Raw genomic sequence first — 24,538 nt, forward strand, 5'->3', positions numbered from 1 at the left:
CTCGCGCTGCAGGAGACATCGCATGCCGCTATTCGAGCTGAGCCAATTTGCGCAGGCGATCCTTGCGCTGACCGTCGTGGCCGCGATGTTCGTGTTGTTCCTGCGCGAGACGCTGCCGACCGAGGTGGTCGCACTTGGCGGTGCGGCGGTGCTGCTGGCGACGGGGTTGCTGCCCTATGATCTGGCCCAAGGGGTGCTGTCGAACGCGGCCCCCTGGACGATTGCGGCGATGTTCATCGTGATGGGGGCCCTGGTGCGCACCGGTGCGCTTGCAGTGCTGACGGGGCTTGCCGAACGCTATGCCCGCAGCAATCCGCGCCTTGCGGTGATCGGCGTCATCGTTTCCGTCATGGGGGCGAGTGCGATCATGAACAACACGCCCGTCGTCGTCGTGATGATCCCCGTCGTCGTGCAATTGGCCAAGACGCTGGGCACCAAAGCGTCCAAGCTGCTGATCCCGCTGAGCTATGCCGCGATCATGGGCGGGTCGCTGACGCTGCTGGGCACCTCGACCAACCTGCTTGTGGACGGTGTGGCGCGCAATCAGGGGATGGAGCCCTTCGGCATCTTCGAGATCCTGCCAGTGGGCCTTGTCGTCTGCGCGTGGGGGTTGATCTATATGGCCACCATCGGGCGCCGCCTGCTGCCCGAGCGCGACAGCATGGCGGGCATGCTGGGCGACCGGTCCAAGATGAAATTCTTTTCCGAGGCGGTGATCCCCCCGATAGTAACCTCATCGGGCGCGAGGTGCTGGACGTGAACCTGTTCAAACGCCAGGGCGTGCGCCTGATCGACGTGATCCGCGGCGATGCCTCCCTGCGCCGCTCGCTTGAAGGGGTGACGTTGCAGACCGGGGACCGGGTGGTGCTGCGCACGCAGATGGCCGAACTGCTGAGCCTTCAGGCCACGCCGGAGCTGAAACGCGTGGATCAGGTCTCGGCGGTGGAGACGACGACGGTCGAGGTGCTCATCACGCCCGGCTGCAAGATGATCGGGCGCAGTTTGGGGTCGCTGCGCCTGCGGCGGCGCTACGGTGTCTATCCGCTGGCCGTGCACCGGCGCAACCAGAACATCGGGCGGCAGCTGGACGATCTGATCGTGCGCGTGGGCGACACGCTGCTGCTGGAGGGCGCGCCGGAGGACATCCAGCGCCTCTCGTCCGATATGGACATGGTCGACGTGTCGACCCCGTCGCAGCGCGCCTATCGCCGCGGCCACGCACCCATCGCCATCGCCGCCCTTCTGGGCATCGTCACGCTGGCGGCCTTTGGCGTGGCGCCCATTCTGATGCTGGCGGTGATCGCCGTGGCCATCGTGCTGCTGACCGGCTGCATCGACGCCGAAGAGGCGTTCTCCTTTGTCGACGGGCGCCTGCTTGCGCTGATCTTTTCCATGCTCGCGGTGGGGGCCGCGTTGCAGCACACGGGCGCGGTCCAGCTGATCGTTGACGGGATTTCCCCCGTGTTGATGGGGCTGCCGCCGGGGGGCGTGATATTCTGTGTGTTCCTGCTGACGACCGTCTTTACCGAGATCGTGAGCAACAACGCGGTCGCCGTCATCATGACGCCGATTGCCATCTCGCTTGCCGCCGCCCTGGGCCTTGATCCACGTGCACTGGTGGTGGCGGTGATGATCGCGGCGTCCTGCGCGTTTGCCACGCCCATCGGCTATCAGACCAACACGCTGGTCTACGGGCCGGGGGGCTACACCTTCACCGATTTCATGAAGGTCGGCATCCCGCTTAACCTGTCGATGTCGGTGGTCGCCAGCCTTGTGATTCCGCTGATCTGGTAGCCTCAGCCGCGCCGGAACCACGCGACGAAGGGCAGGGCGACCAGATACATCGTGATGCCGTAGACCGCCGCCGGCAGCGCCATGGTCGAAAACCCCTCGCTTTGCCCCGAAATCAGGGCGGCCAGCGTGATGCCCAGCGTGGCGTTCTGCACGCCCGTCTCGATCGACACGGTACGCGCGGCCTGACGGCCCAGCCCCAGTGCGGCCGCGATCCCCAGACCCGCCAGCATCAGCACGACGTTGAGCGTCATCAGCGCGGGCCCAAGCCGGGGAAGGTTGTCGACAAAGAGCGACCAGTTCCCCGCAAGGGCGGCCAACACGATCACGACAAACAGTACCGTGGCCACGCGGGTCAGCACCGGCTCCGCCCGGTTGGCGAAACCCGGCGCGAAATGGCGGATCAGCACGCCGAGGGCCACGGGCAGGGCCGTGATGACGAACATCGCGATGCCCAGGGCGGTCACGTTTACCGCTGGCGCCGCATCACCCATGAAATGCACCACGGCCCAGGCCGCGAGGATCGGCACGGTCAGCACACTGACGAGCGAGATCACCGCCGTCAGCGACACCGACAGCGCCACGTCGCCGCGCGCCAGGCGGCTCAGCATATTTGACGTCACGCCACCGGGGCAAAGCGCGATCAGCATCACGCCCACGGCCAGTTCCGGCCCCAGCCCAAAGGCGCGCACCACGGCGTAGGCCGCGACAGGCAGCAGAACCAGCTGGCACGCGGCACCCACGGCAAAGCCGCGCGGGCGGGTGGCAACCCGCCGGAAATCCGCCACGGTCAGCCCGATGCCGAGCGACAGCATGATGATCGCCAGCGAGATCGGCAAAACGACGTTGATGAGGGTGTCCATGATGGCGGCTCCTTGCGGTTTGGGTGCAGGTTTGCACGCCGCCGCCGCGGCGCCAAGAGCCGTTGCCCGCGCACACGAAAAAAGGAGGATGGAATTCCCCATCCTCCTTTCCTGTCGGCCATGCGGTCCCGAGGGATCGCGACCGCGCGGCGTGTGCGCGGTGGGTTTAGAAGCCCAGCACCAGCGAGACGCCCAGCGTGTTGTCGGTTGACCGCAGACCCGGTGTCGGGTCGGTGTTGTAATCGGTCCGGTAGTTGATCCGGGTCGACAGGTTGTTCGTCACCTTGAAATTCACACCGGCGTCGTTGACCAGAACGGTGTTGGTGTCAGAGCCGAGGATCTCGGTATCCATGGTGAAGGACACCGTGTCGCTGAAGGCATAGTAGTAGCGCGAGGAGACGATCGCCGCCGCTTCGGTATCGGACTGGTCGTTCACATCCTTGAAATAGCGCACGCCGGGGCCGGCCTGCACACGCCAGGTGTGATCGGGTTTGTTCAGAACACGGTAGCCCGCACCAAAGCCGAGGAAAGCATCGGTTTCGGCACCGTCGATTTCGTTGCCCGCGTCATCTTCGAGGAAACCGTCGTACTGGTAGCGCGCCAGGCCAAAGGCATAGACCTGCGGCGTGAAATAGCGGCTGCCCTCGTAGGTGGCAAAGACCTTCTCTTCGCTCTTGTCGCCGTTGTCCTCACCGTAGCGCAGCGCAAAGCCGCCAAGGTGGTTCCAGTCGCCCACGCCGTAGGTCACGCGGCCGGCGCCCACGATGGATCCGGTGTCGGTGTTGCCGCTGGTGCCGGCTGCGGACAGGGCGAGCGAGCCGCGAAAGCCCTGTGCGACGCCGTTGGGGCCAAAGCGGTCCGCGTCTTCGCCGACGGTCAGATCATCGTTCACGTCGTCGGTGATGTCGTCGATGTCGTCGTTCAGCGTTTCGATACCGGTCAGGCTCGATTGGGCGGCAACGGGGGCCGCAGCCATCAGCGCGATGAAAGAGACGGTGGCGAATTTGGTAAGCGTGTTCATCGTTAAGTTTCCTGTTCAGGAGGGGCCCGGGCGTGTCGCCGCAGGAGCATCTTTGCTGCTGCGGGATCTACGCCCAACCCCTTGCCCACGCGACGTAAATCGCGCGTGCGCCGCGCGAGGGGAAAGTGCGCGCATCAAATTTATCTCTCTTGATTTGCGCGTGGGCGGACAGGGTGCGCAAAACACGCCAAAGCTGTGTGCGGATGGCGAAAACGCGCCTGACGTGTCGGGAAATATTTGCGCACCCCTTGTAACCCAACGCGCGGTACAGTCGCCCGCAGCGCCGCTCAGAGGGGCCAGAAGACCAGAATCGATGGGATTGAAACGGCGATCACGATGATCTCAAGCGGCAGTCCCATGCGCCAGTAATCGCCAAAGCCATAGCCGCCGGGGCCGAGGATCAGCGTGTTGTTCTTGTGTCCGATGGGCGTCAAAAACGCCGAGGAGGCGGCAATCGCCACCGCCATCAGGAACGGATCGGGGTTCACGTCCAGCGTGTTGGCCATCTGGATACCCACCGGGGCCGCGACAATCGTCGTCGCGGTGTTGTTGAGCACATCTGACAGCGTCATCGTCACCACCATCAGCACGGTCAGCACCGCCCAGGCGGGCATCCCTTCGGTCAGCCCCACCAATGCGCCCGCGATCAGCTCGGTTCCACCGGATTTCTCAAGCGCGGCCCCCAGTGGAATCATCGAGCCAAGGAGCACCACGACGGGCCATTCGATATGGGTATAAAGCTCTGACAGCGGCACGATCTTGGCCAGCACGTAGGCGATCACGACGATGCCAAGGGCAATGGGCAGATAGATCAGGCCCAGCGAGGCGGCGGTCACGGCGCCCGCAAACAGGCCAATTGCAAGCCAGATCTTGGAATTCTCGGTCACCGCGAGGCCCCGATCGGCCAGCGGCAGCACGCCCAACCAGTCGGTCACGTCCTGCGCGGTGTCGCGCGGCACCAGCAACAACAGAATGTCGCCTGTGCGCAGCTCGGTCTTGCGCAGCTGCGAGGTGATGCGGCGGCCCCGGCGGGAGATGCCCAGCAGCACGGTGCGCTGGCGCCAGGCGAGACCCACGCTTTGTGCGCTGCGCCCGTGCAGGCGGCTTTCGGCGGTGACGACCACCTCGATCACCTCGACCCCTTCACCGTCGGCGCGCAGGCGCTCTTCACGGGTGGCATCGGCGACGGCGAGATCAAGCGTCGTGCGGAATTCATCCAGCGCGTCGGGCGCGGCTTCCAGCACCAGCGCGTCGCCCGCCCGCAGCGCGGTGTTGCGCGCGCGCCCGTAGCGCCGCGTGCCGTCGCGCATCAACCCCAGGATCGCCACATCGGATTTCTCCGCCGCGTCCTCATGCTCATAAAGGCGGGTGCCGATCAGCTTGCTGCCCTCGGGCACGACCAATTCGGCAATGTATTGCGAGACGTCTTCGGCGCGCAGCGTCGCATCCTCGCGCGTGGGGATCAGCCGCCAGCCGACAAGTGCTACAAACGCCAGCCCCGCAATCGCGGCGATGCCGCCCACGGGGGCGAAATCAAACATGCGAAACGGCTCACCCAGCGATTGCTCGCGGATCGAGGCGATGATGATGTTGGGCGGCGTGCCGATCAGCGTGACCATGCCGCCCAGGATCGTGGCAAAGCTCAGCGGCATCAGCGACACGCCCGGGCTGCGCCCGGCCTTGCGCGCGGTCTGGATGTCTACCGGCATCAGCAGCGCCAGCGCCGCAACGTTATTCATGAACGCCGACAGGATCCCGCCCACGGCGCCCATCAGCGTGATATGCGCGCCCAGCGAACGCGAGGCATCCACGAGCGTGCGCGTGATCAGCAGTACCGCGCCCGACCGCACGAGCCCGGCCGAGACCACCAGCACCAGCGCCACCACCAGCGTGGCGGGATGGCCAAAGCCGCTGAACGCATCGCCGCTGTCGACCACCCCCAGCACCACGCCCAGCATCAGCGCGGAAAAGGCCACGATATCGTAGCGGAACCGCCCCCAGAGCAGCAGCGCGAACACGCCGCCGAAGAGGGCGAAGAGAATGATCTGGTCCTGTGTCATCGTGTCAGCTTGCATGGACAGGGGGATTGGCAAGACACTGTGCACCGGTGTATACAGCTACGCCGGATCCTAGTTTTACCCTCCGGTCTTACCGAGTATCAGGGAGCCCCGCATGAAGAAACATGTTCTGGTTTTCATTTCCGATCCGATCCTGCGTGATGATGTCATCGAGACCGTCAATGAGGTGCACCCGCAGGCGCAAATCGAAATTGCCGAGGATTACGATCAGGCCTGCGAGCGTTTGCATGCGCTCGACGGATGGGCCTGGGCGATCATCAATCCTGAACTTGATCGGGCGCCCATCGACGCGTCGCTCAAGGGGTTGGGATTTGCCATGCAGGCCCGCGCCGCGCTGCCGGTGGTGCTGAGCGCGCCGGTGCGCGACACCGATACCCAGAACTGGATTTTCCTGGAGCCGCCCTTCAACACGCCAATGCTGCGTGATGCGTTGCTTCAGACCCTGCCGACGCAGGCGTCCGACCCGATCTGATCCCGCGCCGATGGGGGTTGAGTGCGCGCGCGCGCGCCGCTAAATCCTGTGGCGCAACAAACGCAAGAGGGATCACATGGCCGGCCACTCCAAATGGGCAAATATCCAGCACCGCAAGGGGCGCCAGGACAAACTGCGCTCCAAGCTGTTCTCGAAACTCAGCAAGGAGATCACCGTCGCCGCCAAGATGGGCGATCCCGATCCCGACAAGAACCCGCGCCTGCGTCTGGCCGTCAAGGAAGCCAAGGGCGTGTCGATGCCCAAGGACAACATCGACCGCGCGATCAAGAAGGCGACAGGCGGCGATGCGGAGGATTACGAAGAGATCCGCTATGAGGGCTATGGCCCCAACGGTGTGGCGGTGATCGTCGAGGCGATGACCGACAACCGCAATCGCACCGCGTCGACCGTGCGCTCGACCTTCACCAAGAACGGCGGCAACCTGGGCGAGACGGGCAGCGTCGGCTTCATGTTCGACCGCAAGGGCGAGGTCGTCTATCCGGCGGAGGCGGGTGACGCCGACACGGTGATGATGGCCGCGATTGAAGCCGGCGCCGAGGATGTCGACAGCTCGGACGACGGGCACGTGATCACCTGCGCGGACACGGACCTGAACGAGGTGTCCTCGGCGCTTGAGGCGGAGCTGGGCGAGAGCGAGAGCACAAAGCTCGTCTGGCGCCCCACCACCACGACCGAGATGGACCTTGAGGGCATGCAAAAGCTGATGAAGCTGATCGACGCGCTTGAGGATGACGACGACATCCAGCGCGTGACCGCGAATTTCGAAGCCTCCGACGAGGTGATGGAACAGCTCGACTAGGCGTCGGCGCCGATGTCCCACCACAGGGCCGTCATCAGATCCAGCGCCTGATGGCTGATGCTGCGCAGCGCGTGCTCGTCAGGCGCGTGCTGGTTGCAGCCTTTGTAGGAATGCGGGATCCAGACGGTCGGCAGGCCCAGCGTATCGGTAAAGACGTGATTGGGCAGGGAGCCCGCGAGGTTCGGCAGCACGTGGGGGGCCATCCCGGTGCTCTCCTCGATCGACCGGCACACCCGCGCGACCCACGGATGATCGAGCGGCTGGCGCGTGGCAGGAAAGCTGACCCCATCCGCCTGCGTGATCTGTACCGCCTGAAATCCGTGCGCGTCGAGATGCGCGCGCAGGGCGGGCAGGATGGCATCCGCATCGGTCCCCACCACGAACCGCAACTGGCACTGCGCATGCGCATGCCCCGCGATGGCGTTCACCGGCGCCTCGGGCGTGCCCGCCTTCATCGCCAGCACGGCAAAGCTGTTCCAGCCGTAGACGCGCTCGTTCCGGGTAAGCGTCGCCTCGCCCCAATCCTCCGCCTCCGGGTCGGGCAGGGCGGCGAGGGCCGCGCGCACGTCGTCGGTCAGGCTGTTGGGGCGCCAGGCGGGGATTGCAATCTGGCCACGCGCGTCGGTGATGCAGGCGAGCGCATGGGCGAGGATCATCGCCGGATCGGCCAGCAGCCCGCCCCAATTGCCCGAATGATGCGCGCCCGTGCGCAGATCCACGCGCAACTCGAAATTGAGCGCGCCACGGGCGCCCAGAAACACGCAAGGCACGTCCGGCGCGGCGCGGGGCCCATCCGAGGCAATCAGCACATCTGCGGCGAGCGCGTCGCGGTGGGCGTCGGCAAATGCCTCCAGCCCGGTTGATCCGGTCTCCTCGTTCATCTCGATCAGCAGCTTGACGTTGAACCCGAGCCGCCCGCGCGTGGCGATCACCGCCTCAAGGGCGGCGATATTGATCAGATGCTGGCCCTTGTTGTCCGCCGTGCCCCGCCCGTAAAGGCGATCCCCTTCGGCGGTAAGCGTCAATGGATCGCGTCCGTCCGTCCAGCGACCGTGCATGGCGGGCACAGTATCGCCGTGGCCGTAGATCAGCACGGTAGGGCGGCTGGGGTCCTCGATCCGCGCGGCAATCATCACCGGGGCCGCGCCCGGATACACGCGCACATCACAGCCCATGCGCGCAAGCCGCGGCTGCAATCCATCGGTGAGATAGCCCACAGGATCCGCCCGGGGATCGGTGCCGGTGCTGTCGGTGGGGTGTGCGACGAGTGCGGCAAGCTCCGCCCCGAACGCGTCTGCGGCATAGGCCGCAATGGCGGCGCGGGCGGTAAATCTATCGGTCATCGCGGGCTCCCTGCAGTGCGCCCGATGGTGTGCCCTCACTGGCATGCAGGCAACAAAAAACCGCCCCTCAGGGCGGTTTTGATCGTGTCAGCCTGTCGGAAACCTCAGGTCGTCTGACCCATGAACCGCATGAAGCCCGAAAAAGACGTGCCTTCGTTCGTCTCGTCCGCGCGGCGCTGCGCGGTGATTGTTGCCAGCACGCGCTTGACCTCGTTGAGACGGTCAACCGCGCCGGAGCCGCCGGCGCTGGCCTGCATGTGCAGGATCTTCGACTGCGTCTCGAGCGCTTTTTCGATCAGGTCGATTTCCTGGGGGCTGATTTCCAGCTTCTGTGTGTTATCGAACATCTGCTTTATCCTTGTTATCTGAGCTTCAGATAGGTGCTTGATCATAGATACGCCAGTACGAAGCGTTCAGTTTCACGTGATCGGAAGAAATATTCTCAACCCAGAGATGAGCGTCTCCTATCTGGCTGATTTCATTTCTTTTTCGTCCATCCACTTTTCTTGAGATAACTTTAGCGAACGGGCTGCACACGTGCAAAACGCATTGACGTGAGCGGTTTGTGACCGCCCGCTGCCTCGAATGGGCGGATTTTGGCGCTTGTGAAGGGGCGCGCCGTTGACCTACCACGCCCTTGGGACGCGCGACGGAGGGCGGAAGATGACCACATTCTTTGCAGGGTTCGGGCTGAGCCTGTCGCTGATCCTGGCGATCGGGGCGCAGAATGCCTTTGTCTTGCGGCAGGGATTGCGGCGCAGCCATGTGTTTGCCGTCTGCCTCACCTGCGCGGTCAGTGATGCGATTCTGATCGTTGCGGGCGTGGCGGGGTTCGGTGCGCTGGCGCAGGCGGTGCCGTGGTTCGAGACGGTCATGCGCTACGGCGGGGCGCTGTTCTTGATCGTCTACGGTGCACAGAACGCGCTGAGCGCGTGGCGCGGTGGGGCGGCACTGGAGGCGGAGGGCGGTCCGGTGCAGCCGCTCTGGCCAACGATTGCCACCTTGCTGGCACTCACGTTTCTCAATCCGCACGTCTATCTTGATACGGTGGTGCTGCTGGGGTCGATTTCGGCGCAGTATGCGGATCGCTTCACTTTCGGGGCGGGCGCCGCGACGGGCAGTTTCGTGTTCTTCTTCACGCTGGGCTATGGCGCGCGCCTGCTGGCGCCGCTGTTTCGCAAGCCGGTCAGCTGGCGCATTCTGGATGCGATCGTGGCGCTGACGATGTGGGCGATTGCGGCGGCGCTGCTGCTGGGCGGGCACTAAGCCCTTGCGCTGGCGCAAAGGTTGCGGTCAAGTCAGACCATGATACCGCAGGCCGATCAGCGCCCCCTCGTGGGGATTTTCTGGATGCTGGTGACCGGGGTGTGTTTCATCATGGTCACCGCACTTGTCAAAACGATGGGTCCGCGCATGCCACCCGGTGAGGCGGCGTTCATTCGTTACGCGATGGGGCTGATTTTTCTGATCCCGGCCATCGGCGCGCTGCGCGCGGCGCATCTGACGCGGCGGCAATGGGGCCTGTTCACGCTGCGCGGATTTTGTCATGCGGGCGGCGTCATCCTGTGGTTCTTTGCCATGGTGCGCATCCCGATTGCCGAGGTCACGGCGATGAACTACCTGGCGCCGATCTACGTCACGATTGGCGCGGCCCTGTTTCTGGGCGAGCGTCTGGCAGCGCGGCGGATCATTGCCGTCGTGATGGGGCTGGCCGGAGCCGCGATCATCCTGCGTCCCGGCTTTCGCGAGGTCAGCGCGGGCCATATCGCGATGCTGTTCGCGGCAATCGTCTTTGCCGGCAGCTACCTGACGGCCAAGATCATGGCCGATGAGGTCAAGCCCGGTGTGGTTGTCGCGATGCTGTCGATCTTTGTCACCATCGGTCTTGCGCCCTTTGCCGCCGCCGATTGGGTGACGCCCACGGGCCGGGAGTTGGCGTTCCTGTTCGGTGTCGCCTGTTTTGCCACCGCCGGCCACTACACCATGACGCTGGCCTTTGCCGCCGCACCCGTGACGGTGACGCAGCCGGTCACCTTCCTGCAACTCCTGTGGGCGGCGCTGCTGGGGGTGATCTGGTTTGATGAGGCGATCGATATCTGGGTCATTCTGGGCGGTATGGTGATTCTGGGCTCGGTCACCTTCATCACCTGGCGTGAGGCGATGCTGAACCGCTCGGTCACGCCGCTGGCCCACGCGCCCAAGACCTGATTTTTTATTGATTGACGAGTCAGTTTAAGCCGTGCACATCCTAGGGTCGCAACCTGGGGGAGATCGCATATGCCAAAGCTTGGAATGCAGCCGCTGCGCCGCGCCTCGCTGGTGCAGGCAACCATCGCCGAGATCGGGCGTGCGCAGACGTTGGACGTCACCGTTGGCCAGATTGCCAAATCCGCGGGCATGTCAACGGCGCTGGCGCATCATTATTTCGGCGGCAAGGATCAGATCTTTCTCGCGGCGATGCGCCACATCCTCACCGAATACGGTGCCGAGGTGCGCGCGGAGCTTGCACGGGCTGATACACCGCGCGGGCGGGCCGAGGCGATCATCACCGCCAGCTTTGCCGAGACATGCTTTGCCCCCGCGACTGTCAGCGCGTGGATGACGCTCTATGCCGCCGCACGCTCGAACGCGCAGACCTTACGACTGCTGACGCTGTACCAGTCGCGACTGCGCTCGAACCTGACGCACGCGCTGCGTCCCATTTGCGCCGCACCGCAGGTGCAGGCGGAGGCCATCGCCGCGCTGATCGACGGGTTGTATCTGCGGGCGGCGCTGGCCCCCGAAGGCACCATCACCGACGCGCGCGAGACCGCGCTGCGCACGCTCGATCTCATAGTGAAAGACAGCCAATGACACAGCCCAACATCCTTATCCTGATGGTCGACCAATTGAACGGGACGCTGTTTCCCGACGGCCCCGCCGATTGGCTGCACGCGCCCAACCTCAAGAAACTCGCCGCGCGGTCGACCCGTTTTCGCAACGCCTATACCGCCTCGCCGCTCTGCGCGCCGGGGCGGGGCGCGTTCATGTCGGGGCAATTGCCCAGTGCGACCGGCGTCTACGATAACGCGGCGGAGTTTGCGTCGAGCATCCCGACCTACGCGCATCACCTGCGGCGCGCGGGCTATTACACCTGTCTCGCGGGCAAGATGCATTTTGTGGGCCCCGACCAGTTGCACGGGTTCGAGGATCGGCTGACGACCGACATCTATCCCGCCGATTTCGGCTGGACCCCCGATTACCGCAAACCCGGTGAGCGCATCGACTGGTGGTATCACAACATGGGCAGCGTCACCGGCGCGGGTGTGGCCGAAATCTCCAATCAGATGGAATACGACGATGCCGTCGCCTATGAGGCCACGCGCAAGATCTATGAGTTGAGCCGCGGTCTGGACAAGCGCCCGTGGTGCCTAACCGCCAGCTTCACCCATCCGCACGACCCGTATGTGGCGCGCAAGAAATACTGGGATCTCTACGCAGATTGCGAACACCTGCTGCCCGAGGTTCCGGCGATGAACTACGCCGATCACGACCCGCACAGCCAGCGCATTTTTGACGCCAACAACTGGCGCGAATTCGACATCACCGAGGATCACATCAAACGCGCCCGCCGCGCCTATTTCGCCAACATCAGCTATCTCGACGACAAGATCGGGGAGATCCTGCAAACGCTTGAGGACACCCGGCAGGAGGCGATCATCCTCTTTGTCTCGGACCACGGTGATATGCTGGGCGAGCGCGGGTTGTGGTTCAAGATGAGCTTCTTTGAGGGTTCATCCCGCGTGCCGATGATGATCAGCGCTCCCCAGATGGAACCGGGCCTGCACACCACGCCCGTCAGCAATATCGACGTCTGCCCGACGCTGTGCGATCTGGCGGGCGTTGATATGTCCGAGATCATGCCCTGGACCACGGGGCAAAGCCTTGTGCCCATGGGGCAGGGGGTGGAGCGCACCGAACCCGTCGCGATGGAATATGCGGCAGAGGCCTCCTATGCGCCGCTTGTCTCGCTGCGCTATGGCAAGTGGAAATACAACCGCTGCGCGCTTGACCCCGATCAGCTGTTTGATCTGGAGGCGGATCCGCATGAGCTGACGAACCTTGCGGATGTTCCCGCCCATCGCGGCACGCTGGACCAGCTGCGCGCCAAGGCGGACGCGCGCTGGGATCTTGATGCATTCGACGCCGATGTGCGCAAAAGCCAGGCACGCCGCTGGATTGTCTATGAGGCGCTGCGCGAGGGGGGTATTATCCGTGGGACTATCAACCGCTGCGAGACGCGTCGGAGGCCTATATGCGCAACCACATGGATCTGAACGTGCTGGAGGAAAACAAACGCTTTCCGCGCGGCGAATAGCGATTACGCGCGCGCCCAGAGGATGCAGGGCCCGCGCGCTGAAAAAAAGCATCCGCAACAACCGATAGGGACAAAAATGCTAACCTCAATCATCTCCTTCGGAGTGATCCTTGCCTTTGTGCTGGTGATCTTCTGTGTGATCAAATGGTGGAACCTTGAGCTGACGGGCGTCACACCGGTGCCGCTGTTCACCTTCATCGCGATCCTGTTCACCTCGGGCCTCGATGTGGGGCTGATCATGTTTCCGCTGGCGTTCGACTATCCGCTTTACGCCGACACCGCGGCGGAGCCTGCCTACGCCTTTACCAACCCGCTGGCGCTGGAATTCGGCTTTTGGGGGTTCCTGATCTGGGCGTTCTATTTCCTGACGACGTTCTATTTCTGCGCGATCGAGCCGCGGGTGAAGTTCTTTGAGATCCCCGCCGTGCGCGTGCTCAACAACATCGTCATCATCACCACCTGCGCCTTCACCGGCGCGTTGTTCCTGATCTACATGCCCTACTACATCGCCGAAGTGGGCGACGGGGAGACGATCCTGCCGATCTTCTACCTGATCTGCTTCCTGGTGATCCTGATCGCGGCGTTCAGCTCCACAGATATCAAATTCGTGCGGGTGCTGTCGGTCAGCTCCACGGTGCTGTTCTTTGCGCTGATCGCGTTCATGTTCTTCAACGCGGGCATGAGCGTGGGCGATCTGGCCTCCACCTCCAGCAACATCGGCGGGTATTTCGCCAATATCCACAAGTTCATCATCCCGCTGACGGATTACCACGAATTCTACCTGTTCTGGTGGTTTGCGTGGTCGATCATGATCGGGCAGTTCGTGAGCCGTTTTGTGGGTGGGCTGAAAACCTGGCAGCTGCTGGCGGCCTTGCTGATCTTCCCGTCGATCCCGCTCGCGCTGTGGTTCTCGGTGCTGTATTACTACTTCCTCAACGATATCGGCACCGCGGGCATCCCGAACTGGGCGATGACCATCGTGGGCATCGTTTTCGTGATCAACAGCTTCGACAGCCTGATCCGGCTTTACACCGACAACCTCAACCTGACGACCGAGCGGTTCGGCACGGTGCAATACGTGCTGGCCAATGCCGTGGGCCTGTTTGCGCTGACGCTGCTGTTCCAAAGCCAGTGGTTGCAGATCCAGTGGGTTGGAACGGTGGTCATCGGGATCTACCTTCTTGCGCTGGCCTACCTGTTCTTTGTCAAACGCGACCGCATGTCGGGGCTGACGGGCAATGCGAACATGCCCGCCGAATAGGCGTGGCCCTTTGAAACCAACCGGGGTCGCGCGTGTGGCGCGGCCCCCCACATGAGCACGAGAGAGATTTATGCAGACCCAACCCACCGCGAGCCATTTCATCGGCGGCCAATACGTCGAGGACACCGAAGGCACAAAGATCGATGTGATCTATCCCGCCACGGGCGAGGTGATCGCCACCGTGCACGCGGCCACGCCCGCAATCGTCGAACAGGCCATCACCGCCGCGCGGGGCGCACAGGCGGCATGGGCCGCGATGAGCGGGACCGAGCGGGGGCGCATCTTGCGCCGTGCCGCCGACATCATGCGCGATCGCAACCACGATCTGTCGGTGCTGGAAACCTACGACACCGGCAAGCCCTATCAGGAGACCTCCGTCGCGGATGCTACCTCCGGGGCGGATGCGCTGGAGTATTTTGGTGGCATGGCCGCGACCCTCACGGGCGAGCATATCCCGCTGGGCGGGGGCGATTGGGTCTATACCCGCCGCGAGGCGCTGGGCGTCTGCGTGGGGATCGGCGCCTGGAACTACCCCACGCAGATCGCCTGCTGGAAGGGCGCACCGGCGCTGGCCTGCGGCAATGCGGTGATCTTCAAACCCTCCGAGACGACACCGCTCTGCGCGCTAAAGGTGGCGGAGATCCTGGTGGAAGCTGGCCTGCCCGCGGGGCTTTACAACGTGGTGCAGGGACTGGGCGATGTGGGTGCATCGCTGGTGACCGATCCGCGCGTCGACAAGGTCTCGCTCACCGGGTCGGTGCCGACGGGGCGCAAGGTCTACGCCGCCGCGGCGCAGGGCATGAAGCATGTCACGATGGAGCTGGGCGGCAAATCCCCGATGATCGTGTTTGACGACGCGCATATCGAAAACGCCGTATCGGGGGCGATCAACGGGAATTTCTACAGTTCGGGTCAGGTCTGCTCCAACGGGACACGGGTGTTTGTGCACAAAGGCATCAAGGAGGCGTTTCTGACCCGTCTGGCCGAGCGGCTGGAGACGGCGGTGATCGGGGATCCGATGGAGCCGGAGACGAGTTTTGGCCCGATGGTGTCGCAGCAGCAGATGGATATCGCGCTGGACTACATCGCCAAGGGTGAGGCCGAGGGCGCGCGGCTGGTCTACGGTGGCAAGCGGATCGCGCGCGACGGATTTTACATGCAGCCGACGGTTTTTGCCGATGTGACCGACGACATGGTCATCGCGCGCGAGGAAATCTTTGGCCCCGTGATGGCGGTGCTGGATTTCGAGGACGAGGCCGAGGTGATGGCACGCGCCAACGACACCGAATTCGGGCTGGCGGCGGGGGTTTTCACCAACGATCTGACCCGCGCGCACCGCATCGCTGCCGGGTTCGAGGCGGGCACCTGCTATATCAACACCTACAATGATGCGCCGGTGGAGGCGCCCTTTGGCGGGGTGAAGGCCTCCGGTGTGGGGCGCGAGAACTCCAAGGCTGCGATCGAGCACTACAGCCAGCTGAAATCGGTCTACGTGCGCATGGGCGACGTCGAGGCGCCGTTCTAGCCGCGATCTGACGGAGCGGCTGACGCCGCACGCGATATTTGGCGCGTGGGGCGGCTGTGCTCGCAGTATTTTAGCGGTCGGGGCGGTTGCGAGGGTGCTCCGGTCTGCTGAGAGGTGCTTGAGGGCGCTTTGTGCGCCTCAAGTCACCTCACCGAGGATGGATGCGATTCTGCGGTGCCTCAAGGACATGCCCGGCGTGCGCCGGGGGCCTTCGGCCTCCTTGACCCACCGCAGAATCACGAGAGAAGGAAGACGGATATGGAAGCGGATTATGTGATTGTGGGTGCGGGCAGCGCGGGCTGCGCGATGGCCTACCGGCTGGGCGAGGCGGGCGAGAGCGTGCTGGTGATCGAGCACGGGGGATCGGACGCAGGCCCGTTCATCCAGATGCCCGCCGCGCTGAGCTATCCGATGAACATGAAGCGCTACGACTGGGGGTTGGAATCCGAGCCCGAGCCGCATCTGGGCGGGCGGCGTCTGGTGGTGCCGCGCGGCAAGGTGATCGGTGGATCGTCGTCGATCAACGGGATGGTCTACGTGCGCGGGCACGCGATGGATTTCGATCATTGGCGTGACAGCGGCGCGGACGGTTGGGGCTACGCCGATGTGTTACCCTACTACCGCCGGATGGAGACATGGCACGACGGCGGCCACGGTGGCGACAGCTACTGGCGCGGCACCGACGGGCCGCTGCACGTCAGCCGCGGGCCGCGTGAGAACCCGCTGTTCGAGGCCTTTGTCGCGGCGGGAAAGCAGGCGGGATATGAGGCCACGGACGACTATAACGGTCAAAAGCAGGAAGGCTTTGGCCCGATGGAGCAGACGGTTTGGAACGGGCGGCGCTGGTCGGCGGCCAATGCGTATCTGCGTCCCGCGCTCAAACGCGCGAATGTCGGGCTCACGCGCGCGTTGGCGCGGCGGGTGGTGATCGAAGAGGGGCGCGCCGTGGGCGTCGAGGTCAAGCGCGGTGGCCGGATCGAGGTGATCCGCGCGCGGCGCGAGGTGATCCTGGCGGCCTCGTCGATCAACTCGCCCAAGATCCTGATGCATTCGGGCATCGGCCCCGCCGCCCACCTGGCCGAGCACGGGATCGAGGTGCTGGCAGACCGGCCCGGTGTCGGGGGCAATCTGCAGGACCATCTGGAGGTCTACATGCAGATGGCCTCGAAACAGCCGATCACGCTCTACAAGCATTGGAACCTCGTGTCGAAGGCGCTGATCGGGGCGCAGTGGCTGTTTTTCAAGCGCGGCATGGGCGCGTCCAACCAGTTTGAGAGTGCGGCGTTCATCCGGTCGAAGGCCGGGATCGCCTACCCGGACATCCAGTACCATTTCCTGCCCATCGCCGTGCGCTATGATGGCAAGGTCGCCGCAGAGGGGCACGGGTTTCAGGCCCATGTGGGGCCGATGCGCAGCAAATCGCGCGGACGGGTTTCGTTGAAATCCAGCGACCCCGACGCGGCGCCGAAGATCGTGTTCAACTACATGTCGCACCCCGAGGACTGGGAGGAGTGGCGCCGCTGCGTGCGCCTGACGCGCGAGATCTTTGCGCAGGATGCTTTTGCGCCTTTTGTCAAACACGAGATCCAGCCGGGCGCGGATGTGCAGAGCGACGATGAGATCGACGGATTTGTGCGCGAACACGCCGAGAGCGCCTATCACCCTTGCGGCACCTGCAAGATGGGCCGCGCGGATGATCCTGACGCGGTCGTTGATCCACAGGGCCGGGTGATCGGGGTCGGGGGCCTGCGGGTTGCGGACAGCTCGATCTTTCCGCGCATCACCAACGGCAACCTCAACGCGCCGTCGATCATGGTGGGCGAGAAGATGGCCGATCACGTGTTGGGCCGCGACCCGATTGCGCCCTCGAACGACCAACCCTGGGTGCACCCCGATTGGGAAACCGCACAGCGTTAACGAAATATTAACTCTCCGGTGTATTCCGCTCGCCCTTCGGTTGTGAGGGTTGTATCATCGCTCTCATGGTGGTTGTGGATTTCTGGGCGCGTCTGAGGGCGCGCGGGGCGCTTGTTCTGGCGCTGGGCCTTTTGGCCGTGTCGAGCCTGAGCCTTTGGGCCGTTGAGGCGCCGGAGCGGTTTGCTGGGACGGTCGCGGTCGTGGATGGCGATACGCTGGACGTGGGCGGCACGCGGGTGCGCCTGCACGCGATCGACGCGCCCGAGATGGATCAAAGCTGCGTCACGCAGGCGGGCAGGGATTGGGCCTGCGGCGTTTGGGTCACGCGCGTCGTGCAGGACCGCTACGCCGGCGCCAAGGCGCAGTGCACGCGCGTGGATACCGATCGCTACGGGCGCACGGTGGCGCGCTGCACGGTGCGCGGTGAGGATATCGCGGGCTGGCTGGTGGGCGAAGGGCTCGCCTTTGCCTACGTGAAATACGGTCGCGACTACGAGGTGCTGGAGCAGCGGGCGATGCGCGCGCGGCGCGGTCTGCACCGGGTGAGCCTCGCGCGCCCGTCCGATCACCGGGCGGGCAGGGGTGGCATCGCCCCCGAGGGCTGCGCGGTCAAGGGCAACGTCAGCGCGTCGGGCGAGCGGATCTATCACGTGCCCGGGCAGGCGTTCTACGACCGGACCCGCATCAGCGCGCGACGGGGCGAGCGGTGGTTCTGCTCCGAGGCGGCGGCGGTCGCGGCGGGCTGGCGCGCCGCGCGGCGTTAATCCACGCGGTAAGGCAGCACATCGCGGCGGTCGGGGTCGACGACCAAATGACGCTCCAGCGGGGGTACGGCGCGCTGGTGGCAGGTTTTCCGGGTGCAGATCCGGCAGGAAATCCCGATGGGTTCGAACGCAGTGTCACGGCTAAGATCCAGACCGTCGGCATAGACGACCTGCGACGCGTGGCGCACCTCGCACCCCAGCGCGATGGCGAAGCGGCGCGTGGGCGCCCCGAAGCGCCCCGCCGATTTGCTGATATCGCGCGCGACCGAAAGATAGCGCACGCCGTCGGGCGTTTCGGCCAATTGCCGCAGGAAGCGCCCGGGCGTCTCGAATGCGCGGTGCACGTTCCACAGGGGGCAGGCCCCGCCAAAGCGCGCGAATTGCAGCCGGGTGGCCGAATGGCGCTTGGTGATCGTGCCGGCCTGATCCACCCGCACAAAGAAAAACGGCAGCCCCTTTGCGCCGGGGCGTTGCAGGGTCGATAGCCGGTGCGCGACCTGTTCGATGCTCGCGCCGAAATGCTGCGACAAAGCTTCAAGATCGTGACGGCTGGCCTGCGCCTGCGCCAGAAAGGCGCCGTATGGCAGCAGGGCCGCCCCGGCAAAGTAGTTGGCCAGCCCCATCTTGGCGATTTCGCGGGCCGCGTCGGAATGGAACCGGGCCAGATCCAGCGTCGCGTCCAGCAGCGGCTCCTGCCTGCGCAGGGCCACCTGCAACAGCAGCTGAAAGGTCTGGGTCTGCGGCGGCACGCGGGCCGAGATATGCAGCGTACGGGTTTCCGGATCAAACAGCCGCAGCGCCTCCATGTCGGTGAAGGCGACGCCGATCCCGCTTTGCCCCAGCGCGTCAATGGCGCGGGCGTGGATCGGGGCGCTGTCGGTGCGGCCGGCAAAGTGTTCGGCGGCGCGGTCCACGGCGTCGATGTAATTATCGCAATAGTGAAAGAAATCGCGCACCTCCTCCCAGGGGGAGGGCGTGGCGCGGGCATCCTCACGGCCCAAGGCTTCGTCGAGCGAGGCAAGGCGTTCGTGCGCCTGTCGGTAGCTTTGGTGCAGCTTGATGAAGGCACGCGCGAGCCCCGGCGCGTTGGACGCCGCCAGCCGCACGTCCGCCAGCGGCGGCATGTCCCCCTCGAACAGCGGATCGGCCAGCGCCTCTGAGATGTCAGAGGCCAGCCGCTCCCCATCGCCTGACGAAAGCTCGGTCACGTCCATCCCGAATTCCCGCGCCAGCGCCACCACAACGGTGGTCGACACGGGGCGGTTATTGTTCTCCATCTGGTTGAGATAGGGCAGCGAAACCCCCAGCCGGGCGGCAAAGGCCTTTTGCGTCTGTCCCAGCTTCAGCCGCTGTTCGCGCAGCTTGGATCCGGCGTAGAGTTTTTGCGTGGCCATGGCGCGCGCCTTTTGCAACTTTGCATCAGCGTCAGACTAGCTTTGCAAAGGTCGGGCGGCAAGGCTACTCCGCAGGCTCGCCGCGCAACAGCACGGTGCGTTCGCGGCGGATCACCGCAAGGATGGACACCAGCCCCAGCAGCGCTGTGAGGAACATGATCCATAACAGCGGGAACGCACCCGTCTCGGCCGTCAGCATGGCACCGGCCAGCGCACTCAGCCCCGCGCCCCCGCCAATCATGATCGCCCCGCCCAGCCCCGAAGCAGTGCCCGCCAGATGCGGGCGCACCGACAGCATCCCGGCGGTGGAGTTCGGGATCGCAAGGCCATTGCCCAGCCCCACCAGCGTCATCAGCCCAAAAAAGCTCACCGGGCTGCCGTAGCCGGACATGAAGATCAGCAACGAGATCGCGCCGCCCACGGAATTTGCAATGCAGCCCCACATCACCATCGTGTTCACGCCAAAGCGCACAGCGTAGCGCCCGGTGATGAAGTTACCCGCAAAATACCCCACCGCCGGCGCGCCGAAAAAGAACCCAAGCACCGAGGGCGACATCCCGAACACTTCCTTGCCCACGAAAGGGGCGCCGCCCAGATAGGCAAAGAACGCGCCCGACGAGAAACCCGCCGCCAGTGCATAGCCCCAGAAACGCGGGCTGCGGAACAGCTCCGGATATTCGGCGAATTGCTGGGTGATGGATTTGCTGGACGGGATCGCCGTCTCGCCCATGTCGAACCACGCCAGAACGGCCGTCCCCAGACCCATCGCAAACAGCGCCCAGAAAACGGCCTGCCAGCCAAACCATTCGTCCAGCACCCCGCCCAATGCGGGCGAGATCATCGGCACCACGGCCATCCCCATCGTCACATAGCCGATCATCGACGCGGCCTGATCCTGATCGTACATATCGCGCACCGCGGCGCGGCTCAGCACCATGGCCGTGGCGATGGCGGCCTGCACCATGCGGAAGAACAGGAAAACTTCGATCGACGGCGCGTAGATGCAGCCGAGCGTGGCCGCCAGAAACACCATCAGCCCCCACAGGATCACCGGCCGCCGCCCGAATTTGTCCGACAGCGGCCCGACAAAGATCTGGAGCACTCCCGAGAACCCCAGATAGATCGCCACCGACAGCTGCATCACGGCGTAATCGGTGCCAAAATGCGTGGCCATCTTGGGCAGGCTGGGCAAAAACATGTTCATCACGCAGGCGGACATGCCGGCCAGCAGGATAAGCGTCAGAATGTGGGGCGGGGATCTGCGGTTGCCGAAACGAACGGGCGCCAGATCATTGCGTAAAGGAGCCATGCTACCGGAATTAGACCTGTCCCCCATGCTTGTCTACTCTTCGGGTTGTATTATTGATAATTAAATTGTGAACTAAAGCAGATTTGCAGTTAGCTGATCCGCACGTGAATATAGTTTGCAAATTTGCCAAATGGCGCTTTGTCTCCTCCGCGCGCTCCGGTACAAGCACGCCAACAGTCTCTCGGGAGGAGTGCGACCATGAAAGATATCCTGCAACAGCTTGACGACCGCCGTGAAACCGCCCGCCTGGGCGGCGGCCAGAAGCGGATCGACGCCCAGCACGGGCGCGGCAAGCTCACGGCGCGTGAGCGGGTGCACCTGCTGCTCGACGAGGGATCTTTCGAAGAGTTCGATATGTTCGTCACCCACCGCTGCACCGACTTCGGGATGGAGCAGGCAAAACCCGCGGGCGACGGTGTGGTCACCGGCTGGGGCACGATCAACGGGCGCCTCGTCTATGTGTTCAGCCAGGACTTCACCGTCCTTGGCGGCTCGGTATCTGAAACCCACGCCAAAAAGATCTGCAAGATCATGGATATGGCCGTGCAGAACGGCGCGCCCATCATCGGCATCAACGATTCCGGTGGCGCGCGCATCCAGGAAGGCGTCGACAGCCTTGCAGGTTACGGCGAGGTGTTCCAGCGCAATATCGAAGCCTCCGGCGTGGTGCCGCAGATTTCCGTTATCATGGGGCCCTGCGCGGGCGGGGCGGTCTATTCGCCCGCGATGACTGACTTCATCTTTATGGTCAAAGACAGCTCTTACATGTTCGTCACCGGCCCCGATGTGGTGAAAACCGTCACCAACGAACAGGTCACCGCCGAAGAACTGGGCGGCGCCAGCACGCACACCCGAAAATCCTCCGTCGCCGACGCGGCCTTCGAGAATGACGTCGAAGCGCTGGCCGAGGTCCGCCGCCTCGTCGATTTCCTGCCTGCCAACAATCAGGCCAAACCGCCCGTGCGGCCGTTCTTTGACGATCCCGCCCGGATCGAGCCCTCGCTCGACACGCTGGTGCCAGAGAACGCCAATACCCCCTACGACATGAAGGAGCTGATCCTCAAGCTCGCCGACGAAGGGGACTTCTACGAGATCCAGGAGGAATTCGCCAAGAACATCGTGATCGGCTTCGTCCGCATCGAAGGGCGCACCGTCGGTGTCGTTGCCAATCAGCCGATGGTGCTTGCGGGCGTGCTCGACATCGACAGCGCGCGCAAGGCCGCACGCTTCGTGCGTTTCTGCGACGCGTTCGAAATCCCGATCCTGACGCTGATCGATGTGCCCGGCTTCCTGCCGGGTACCTCTCAGGAATACGGCGGCGTCATCAAACACGGCGCGAAACTACTGTTCGCCTACGGCGAGGCGACCGTGCCCATGGTCACCGTCATCACCCGCAAGGCCTACGGCGGCGCCTATGTGGTCATGGCGTCCAAACACCTGCGCTCTGATTTCAACTACGCATGGCCCACCTCTGAAATCGCGGTGATGGGCGCGAAGGGCGCGACCGAAATCATTCACCGCGCCGATCTGAATGACCCCGAAAAACTTGCCCAGCATACCGCGGATTACGAAGAGCGCTTTGCCAATCCCTTCGTCGCGGCGGAGCGTGGGTTCATCGATGAGGTCATCCAGCCCCACACCACCCGCAAACGCATCGCGCGCGCTTTTGCCAGCCTGCGCAACAAGAAAACCACGCGCCCGTGGAAAAAGCACGACAACATCCCGTTGTAGAACCGCCCATGCCCCTGCACCCTTTCAAAAATACCTTGCGCGGCCTTCTCTGCGCGCGCGACGCGGGAACTTCCGCGCCGCCCTCGCCGTTGGGCGCTAAAGGAGTGTGCGATGGCCAAGGACAGACCCAGCATCAAGGACGAGGATACCTACGAGGCGTTGCGCGCCGATGGGGCGTCCAAGCAAAAGGCGGCGGCGATTGCCAATGCGAAAGCCAGCGACGATCAGAACCCGTCGCGCAAGGGGGGCAAGCAGCCGCCCTACGAGGAGTGGACACGCGACGCGCTGTACGAACGGGCGCAGGAGCTGGACATCGACGGGCGCTCGGATATGGACAAATCCGAATTGATAGAGGCGCTGCGCAGCACCTGATCGGCATCGCGGCAGCTGTCATGCTCAGCACCGCTGCTCAGGCTGAGGATGTGCCATCCGGCCAAGACGTCACGCTGCATGAAGTGCTTGTTGACCGTCAGGGGGAGGCGACATGGCTGCGCTTTCGCTTTCTTGCGCCGCAGATCGGCCGCGAAGAAGGACAGGTCGGTTTCGATGTGGCGGGCGAGGACATGCTGCATCTGTGCGACACGCTCGCTCTTCCATACATGCATGAATACACCCTCACGGGGGACCGCATCGTGATCTCCTTCATGGACCGGATCACGGAATTCAGCGTGCCCGACCCCGACGCCACGCAGTTTTTCGAGGCTTTTCGCCCTGTGGACGGTGCCTGCATGTGGGATGAATTCTGATGGGTGCACAATATCTTGCGGCTGGCAGTTCATGTGGACAAAGTTTTGCGGCTTTGGCGTCACAGATCATCGCGCAGAAACTATCCACATATCCACAAACCCGCCACTCGCGTATGATGCGCGCGGGTGACACTTCTTTGTCGTCCGCAATCCATGCGGGAACAATGGCAGGTTTCAAACGTCTGTCCCGCACAAACAGTGACAGGAGAAACAGATGTCGAAGAGCATCAAACTATTGGCAGCATTCGGCCTTATCGCCGCAGTTGCCGCCTGTGCAAAAGAGCAGCAGGTCGAAGAATTTGTCGTGGTTGATCCAGAGCCGATCAGCCAGGAGCCTGTGTTCACAGGTAAATACAAGTAAGCGACAGACGGGGCGGGCGTTTGCGTCCGCCCCGACCGCCCCGATCGCGGGGGGCGTGGCATGGCCCTAGACTACATGCTCAAACACCGCGGATTTCCGGGTCGTCTGCCCGGCACCGATTTCCAGTTCACCCTGCGCCGCGCCAATCCCAAGGGCGCTACGCCGATCACCCGGCGCGAGCGTCGGTCTGACCGGCGGGCGCCTGACAGACGCGCGGACGAAGCATTCATGCGCGCCTTGTGGGAGCATTTCGGCGACGCGCCATTCGAGCGCGGCAATCTGGATGCGGGGCGTCTGTCGTGGCTTTTCGGGCGCGAGGTTCTGCCTGCCACCGATCCGTTTGACCCCGCCGATTACGAGGCGATGCTGGTACTGGATCCGGCGGCGATCCGCGCGTCCTTTCCCGATGTGATTGACGGGTGAGGGCGGAATGATGCGCACCGCCTTCCCGCAGATCGGCCAGAACCGGCCAAGGTTTCTGAAAAATATATTCTGCGTGGAACATGTGCCCGCGTCCGGAGTTTTCTGTCGGATATTGACAGATAAAGGATACGCAAAATGGCACATCTCGCAAAGATCACGGCACTTGTCTCTCTCACGGCCCTCGCGGCTTGCGGCGACACCATCGGGGAGCAGGCGCTGGGCGGTGCAGCCATCGGCGCAGGTGCCGCAGCCATCACAAACGGCAGCCTTGCGCAGGGCGCGGCCATCGGTGCCGGCGCCAATGTGCTGGCCTGCCAGACAGACGTGGTCGCCTGCGACTGATCGTCGACGTTCGAAACAAC

General features: G+C 63.9%; 22 protein-coding genes and 2 pseudogenes. 17 read left to right on the forward strand and 7 right to left on the reverse strand.

Features of this window, described 5'->3' with window-relative positions; genetic code table 11:
* Nucleotides 1-22 precede the first annotated feature (22 nt).
* Nucleotides 23-1,794, forward strand: a pseudogene (locus KDD17_RS03125) (SLC13 family permease).
* Nucleotides 1,795-1,796: 2 nt separating this feature from the next.
* Here the strand turns inward: KDD17_RS03125 and KDD17_RS03130 are convergent.
* The 3 genes from KDD17_RS03130 to KDD17_RS03140 form a co-directional block, all read right to left on the reverse strand.
* The gene (locus KDD17_RS03130; RefSeq protein ID WP_254796876.1) at nt 1,797-2,654 is read right to left on the reverse strand and encodes a bile acid:sodium symporter family protein; all 858 of its coding nucleotides are present in this window, start codon (nt 2,652-2,654) and stop codon (nt 1,797-1,799) included.
* Nucleotides 2,655-2,820: 166 nt separating this feature from the next.
* Nucleotides 2,821-3,675 carry a DUF481 domain-containing protein gene (locus KDD17_RS03135; protein WP_212705240.1) on the reverse strand — a complete coding sequence of 285 codons (855 nt, stop codon included), beginning with the start codon at nt 3,673-3,675 and terminating at the stop codon, nt 2,821-2,823.
* A 287-nt stretch (nt 3,676-3,962) separates the two neighbouring features.
* Nucleotides 3,963-5,735, reverse strand: a complete 1,773-nt coding sequence (locus KDD17_RS03140) for an SLC13 family permease (protein ID WP_212706131.1) — start codon at nt 5,733-5,735, stop codon at nt 3,963-3,965.
* Nucleotides 5,736-5,847: 112 nt separating this feature from the next.
* Here KDD17_RS03140 and KDD17_RS03145 point away from each other — a divergent pair, with 112 nt between their 5' ends.
* Together KDD17_RS03145 and KDD17_RS03150 are read left to right on the forward strand one after the other, a co-directional pair.
* Nucleotides 5,848-6,225, forward strand: coding sequence for a hypothetical protein (locus KDD17_RS03145; protein WP_212705241.1), 378 nt, complete (start codon nt 5,848-5,850; stop codon nt 6,223-6,225).
* A gap of 76 nt (nt 6,226-6,301) precedes the next feature.
* On the forward strand, nt 6,302-7,045 hold the full coding sequence (locus KDD17_RS03150) for a YebC/PmpR family DNA-binding transcriptional regulator (protein WP_212705242.1): 744 nt from the start codon (nt 6,302-6,304) through the stop codon (nt 7,043-7,045).
* On the opposite strand, the gene KDD17_RS03155 is transcribed toward KDD17_RS03150, so the two are convergent.
* Entirely contained in the window at nt 7,042-8,388 is a 1,347-nt protein-coding gene (locus KDD17_RS03155) for a M20 family metallopeptidase (protein ID WP_212705243.1), read from the reverse strand. The two genes, KDD17_RS03150 and KDD17_RS03155, sit on opposite strands and share 4 nt — an antisense overlap.
* A gap of 104 nt (nt 8,389-8,492) precedes the next feature.
* Nucleotides 8,493-8,735: a hypothetical protein gene (locus KDD17_RS03160; RefSeq protein WP_212706291.1), complete on the reverse strand. Its 243-nt coding sequence runs from the start codon at nt 8,733-8,735 to the stop codon at nt 8,493-8,495.
* 316 nt (nt 8,736-9,051) lie between these two features.
* Here KDD17_RS03160 and KDD17_RS03165 point away from each other — a divergent pair, with 316 nt between their 5' ends.
* The 8 genes and pseudogenes from KDD17_RS03165 (at nt 9,052) to KDD17_RS03200 (ending at nt 18,212) form a co-directional block, all read left to right on the forward strand.
* Nucleotides 9,052-9,654 carry a LysE/ArgO family amino acid transporter gene (locus tag KDD17_RS03165; protein ID WP_212705244.1) on the forward strand — a complete coding sequence of 201 codons (603 nt, stop codon included), beginning with the start codon at nt 9,052-9,054 and terminating at the stop codon, nt 9,652-9,654.
* 39 nt (nt 9,655-9,693) lie between these two features.
* Nucleotides 9,694-10,596 carry a DMT family transporter gene (locus KDD17_RS03170; protein ID WP_254796877.1) on the forward strand — a complete coding sequence of 301 codons (903 nt, stop codon included), beginning with the start codon at nt 9,694-9,696 and terminating at the stop codon, nt 10,594-10,596.
* A 69-nt stretch (nt 10,597-10,665) separates the two neighbouring features.
* A complete protein-coding gene (betI, locus tag KDD17_RS03175; protein WP_212705245.1) occupies nt 10,666-11,241 on the forward strand; it encodes a choline-binding transcriptional repressor BetI in 576 nt (191 codons plus the stop codon).
* A pseudogene (gene betC, locus KDD17_RS03180) lies at nt 11,238-12,745 on the forward strand (choline-sulfatase). The gene betI and the pseudogene betC overlap by 4 nt, the downstream one beginning before the upstream one ends.
* 76 nt (nt 12,746-12,821) lie before the next feature.
* A complete protein-coding gene (locus KDD17_RS03185; RefSeq protein ID WP_212705246.1) occupies nt 12,822-14,006 on the forward strand; it encodes a BCCT family transporter in 1,185 nt (394 codons plus the stop codon).
* 70 nt (nt 14,007-14,076) lie between these two features.
* Nucleotides 14,077-15,531 carry a betaine-aldehyde dehydrogenase gene (gene betB / locus KDD17_RS03190; protein ID WP_212705247.1) on the forward strand — a complete coding sequence of 485 codons (1,455 nt, stop codon included), beginning with the start codon at nt 14,077-14,079 and terminating at the stop codon, nt 15,529-15,531.
* Between the two features lie 258 nt (nt 15,532-15,789).
* Nucleotides 15,790-17,448: a choline dehydrogenase gene (gene betA, locus KDD17_RS03195; protein WP_212705248.1), complete on the forward strand. Its 1,659-nt coding sequence runs from the start codon at nt 15,790-15,792 to the stop codon at nt 17,446-17,448.
* 74 nt (nt 17,449-17,522) lie between these two features.
* A complete protein-coding gene (locus KDD17_RS03200; RefSeq protein WP_254796878.1) occupies nt 17,523-18,212 on the forward strand; it encodes a thermonuclease family protein in 690 nt (229 codons plus the stop codon).
* Here KDD17_RS03200 and KDD17_RS03205 read toward each other — a convergent pair.
* Both KDD17_RS03205 and KDD17_RS03210 read right to left on the reverse strand, forming a co-directional pair.
* Nucleotides 18,209-19,606, reverse strand: coding sequence for a helix-turn-helix domain-containing protein (locus KDD17_RS03205; protein ID WP_212705250.1), 1,398 nt, complete (start codon nt 19,604-19,606; stop codon nt 18,209-18,211). The genes KDD17_RS03200 and KDD17_RS03205 overlap by 4 nt on opposite strands.
* 64 nt (nt 19,607-19,670) lie before the next feature.
* A complete protein-coding gene (locus KDD17_RS03210) occupies nt 19,671-20,915 on the reverse strand; it encodes a multidrug effflux MFS transporter (protein WP_212705251.1) in 1,245 nt (414 codons plus the stop codon).
* A gap of 198 nt (nt 20,916-21,113) precedes the next feature.
* Here KDD17_RS03210 and KDD17_RS03215 point away from each other — a divergent pair, with 198 nt between their 5' ends.
* The 6 genes from KDD17_RS03215 (at nt 21,114) to KDD17_RS03240 (ending at nt 24,518) form a co-directional block, all read left to right on the forward strand.
* Nucleotides 21,114-22,646 (forward strand): acyl-CoA carboxylase subunit beta, encoded by a 1,533-nt coding sequence (locus tag KDD17_RS03215; RefSeq protein ID WP_212705252.1) that lies wholly within the window; start codon nt 21,114-21,116, stop codon nt 22,644-22,646.
* Nucleotides 22,647-22,757: 111 nt separating this feature from the next.
* Nucleotides 22,758-23,018, forward strand: a complete 261-nt coding sequence (locus KDD17_RS03220; RefSeq protein WP_212705253.1) for a DUF7218 family protein — start codon at nt 22,758-22,760, stop codon at nt 23,016-23,018.
* Nucleotides 23,019-23,038: 20 nt separating this feature from the next.
* Nucleotides 23,039-23,392 (forward strand): DUF6497 family protein, encoded by a 354-nt coding sequence (locus KDD17_RS03225; protein WP_212705254.1) that lies wholly within the window; start codon nt 23,039-23,041, stop codon nt 23,390-23,392.
* Between the two features lie 214 nt (nt 23,393-23,606).
* Entirely contained in the window at nt 23,607-23,753 is a 147-nt protein-coding gene (locus tag KDD17_RS03230; protein ID WP_212705255.1) for a hypothetical protein, read from the forward strand.
* Between the two features lie 75 nt (nt 23,754-23,828).
* Complete coding sequence (locus KDD17_RS03235) at nt 23,829-24,176, forward strand: hypothetical protein (protein WP_212706133.1); 348 nt, start codon at nt 23,829-23,831, stop codon at nt 24,174-24,176.
* Between the two features lie 135 nt (nt 24,177-24,311).
* A complete protein-coding gene (locus KDD17_RS03240; protein ID WP_212705256.1) occupies nt 24,312-24,518 on the forward strand; it encodes a hypothetical protein in 207 nt (68 codons plus the stop codon).
* The last annotated feature ends 20 nt before the right edge of the window (nt 24,519-24,538 follow it).

The organism is Sulfitobacter albidus (assembly GCF_018200035.1).
GTDB classification, from domain to species: domain Bacteria; phylum Pseudomonadota; class Alphaproteobacteria; order Rhodobacterales; family Rhodobacteraceae; genus Sulfitobacter; species Sulfitobacter albidus.

Bases quoted from the DNA above. Each gene is read 5' to 3' on its own strand.
- KDD17_RS03130 (WP_254796876.1), bottom strand. From the start codon at position 2,654: ATGGACACCCTCATCAACGTCGTTTTGCCGATCTCGCTGGCGATCATC.
- KDD17_RS03135 (WP_212705240.1), bottom strand. From the start codon at position 3,675: ATGAACACGCTTACCAAATTCGCCACCGTCTCTTTCATCGCGCTGATG.
- KDD17_RS03140 (WP_212706131.1), bottom strand. From the start codon at position 5,735: ATGACACAGGACCAGATCATTCTCTTCGCCCTCTTCGGCGGCGTGTTC.
- KDD17_RS03145 (WP_212705241.1), top strand. From the start codon at position 5,848: ATGAAGAAACATGTTCTGGTTTTCATTTCCGATCCGATCCTGCGTGAT.
- KDD17_RS03150 (WP_212705242.1), top strand. From the start codon at position 6,302: ATGGCCGGCCACTCCAAATGGGCAAATATCCAGCACCGCAAGGGGCGC.
- KDD17_RS03155 (WP_212705243.1), bottom strand. From the start codon at position 8,388: ATGACCGATAGATTTACCGCCCGCGCCGCCATTGCGGCCTATGCCGCA.
- KDD17_RS03160 (WP_212706291.1), bottom strand. From the start codon at position 8,735: ATGTTCGATAACACACAGAAGCTGGAAATCAGCCCCCAGGAAATCGAC.
- KDD17_RS03165 (WP_212705244.1), top strand. From the start codon at position 9,052: ATGACCACATTCTTTGCAGGGTTCGGGCTGAGCCTGTCGCTGATCCTG.
- KDD17_RS03170 (WP_254796877.1), top strand. From the start codon at position 9,694: ATGATACCGCAGGCCGATCAGCGCCCCCTCGTGGGGATTTTCTGGATG.
- betI (WP_212705245.1), top strand. From the start codon at position 10,666: ATGCCAAAGCTTGGAATGCAGCCGCTGCGCCGCGCCTCGCTGGTGCAG.
- KDD17_RS03185 (WP_212705246.1), top strand. From the start codon at position 12,822: ATGCTAACCTCAATCATCTCCTTCGGAGTGATCCTTGCCTTTGTGCTG.
- betB (WP_212705247.1), top strand. From the start codon at position 14,077: ATGCAGACCCAACCCACCGCGAGCCATTTCATCGGCGGCCAATACGTC.
- betA (WP_212705248.1), top strand. From the start codon at position 15,790: ATGGAAGCGGATTATGTGATTGTGGGTGCGGGCAGCGCGGGCTGCGCG.
- KDD17_RS03205 (WP_212705250.1), bottom strand. From the start codon at position 19,606: ATGGCCACGCAAAAACTCTACGCCGGATCCAAGCTGCGCGAACAGCGG.
- KDD17_RS03210 (WP_212705251.1), bottom strand. From the start codon at position 20,915: ATGGCTCCTTTACGCAATGATCTGGCGCCCGTTCGTTTCGGCAACCGC.
- KDD17_RS03215 (WP_212705252.1), top strand. From the start codon at position 21,114: ATGAAAGATATCCTGCAACAGCTTGACGACCGCCGTGAAACCGCCCGC.
- KDD17_RS03220 (WP_212705253.1), top strand. From the start codon at position 22,758: ATGGCCAAGGACAGACCCAGCATCAAGGACGAGGATACCTACGAGGCG.
- KDD17_RS03225 (WP_212705254.1), top strand. From the start codon at position 23,039: ATGCTCAGCACCGCTGCTCAGGCTGAGGATGTGCCATCCGGCCAAGAC.
- KDD17_RS03230 (WP_212705255.1), top strand. From the start codon at position 23,607: ATGTCGAAGAGCATCAAACTATTGGCAGCATTCGGCCTTATCGCCGCA.
- KDD17_RS03235 (WP_212706133.1), top strand. From the start codon at position 23,829: ATGCTCAAACACCGCGGATTTCCGGGTCGTCTGCCCGGCACCGATTTC.
- KDD17_RS03240 (WP_212705256.1), top strand. From the start codon at position 24,312: ATGGCACATCTCGCAAAGATCACGGCACTTGTCTCTCTCACGGCCCTC.